The sequence below is a fragment of the Anaerococcus sp. HMSC075B03 genome, assembly GCF_001815585.1.
Lineage (GTDB): Bacteria > Bacillota > Clostridia > Tissierellales > Peptoniphilaceae > Anaerococcus > Anaerococcus vaginalis.
The window spans coordinates 111,460-111,817 of sequence record NZ_KV821183.1 but is presented as its reverse complement, the minus strand read 5'-3'; the positions used below and the strand labels follow the sequence as shown (position 1 = coordinate 111,817).

Sequence of the window (358 nt, the reverse complement as noted above, 5' to 3'; positions counted from 1 at the left end):
TTCAATACATCAAATGTTATTAATCAACGTGCTAAAAATGAATTATTTTTAACTTTGACTTACGCATTTCAATACATCAAATGTTATTAATCAACAAACTAGAACAAGAGGTCTTGTAGAAGTGAGAGAATTTCAATACATCAAATGTTATTAATCAACTTTTTTAAAATGCCTGCTGAAAAAGATAAAGTTAAGGTATTTCAATACATCAAATGTTATTAATCAACTATGAATGATATTGTAAAAGATGATTATTCTATTCCATTTCAATACATCAAATGTTATTAATCAACATATGTTGTTATACACACATTTTTACAGCTAGCTTTATTTCAATACATCAAATGTTATTAATCAA

At 24.0% G+C, this 358-nt stretch carries 1 CRISPR repeat array.

The window, feature by feature from the left end:
• Position 1: 1 nt before the first annotated feature.
• Positions 2-358: direct repeats of the CRISPR family, unit length 26 nt; unit sequence TCAATACATCAAATGTTATTAATCAA.